Source organism: Photobacterium satsumensis (genome assembly GCF_050336935.1).
Taxonomy (GTDB): Bacteria; Pseudomonadota; Gammaproteobacteria; order Enterobacterales; family Vibrionaceae; genus Photobacterium; species Photobacterium satsumensis.
In genome coordinates this window covers 1-679 of sequence record NZ_JAKJSK010000034.1, presented here as the reverse complement: position 1 = coordinate 679, position 679 = coordinate 1, and the positions used below count along the sequence as shown (strand labels likewise).

The following is a 679-nucleotide window of genomic DNA, read 5'->3' as shown; positions in this document are numbered from 1 at the left end:
ACCGTGTACGCTTAGTCACTTAACCATACAACCCCAAGAGGTTTCGTAYGGTCAACAACCAAGGTTGTCCATCTGAGTTATGATGGACTGTTGTTTCGCCGGACTCTTACACAAGACACTTGAATGTGTGTTGCTTGAGAACTCGTTTCATCTTTCGATGAAACTATTTAGTATTGAATTCAAAGAATTCAATTTACTAGTCAGCTTTCCAGATTGTTAAAGAGCATGTGTTTYGTTATCCCCAAGAGGATAAAAAACCACTTTCTAACGACTTTATCAATAAAGTGTTTAGAAAGTGGCGTCCCATAGGGGAGTCGAACCCCTGTTACCGCCGTGAAAGGGCGGTGTCCTAGGCCTCTAGACGAATGGGACACTGTTTGTCTTTTACTATTAACCAAGCAATCTGTGTGGACACTGCATAAAACAGCAGTCATATCGTTAAGGAGGTGATCCAGCCCCAGGTTCCCCTAGGGCTACCTTGTTACGACTTCACCCCAGTCATGAACCACACCGTGGTAAACGCCCCCCCGAAGGTTAAGCTATCTACTTCTGGTGCAGCCCACTCCCATGGTGTGACGGGCGGTGTGTACAAGGCCCGGGAACGTATTCACCGTAGCATTCTGATCTACGATTACTAGCGATTCCGACTTCATGGAGTCGAGTTGCAGACTCCAATCCG

The 679-nt window shown here is 46.5% G+C and carries 1 tRNA gene and 1 rRNA gene; both read right to left on the bottom strand.

Annotation, left to right across the window (positions count from 1 at the left end):
- Positions 1-296: 296 nt before the first annotated feature.
- Positions 297-372 (bottom strand) — tRNA-Glu (locus tag L4D79_RS29850).
- A gap of 67 nt (positions 373-439) precedes the next feature.
- Positions 440-679: ribosomal RNA gene (locus tag L4D79_RS29845) — 16S ribosomal RNA — on the bottom strand; the annotation flags it as partial.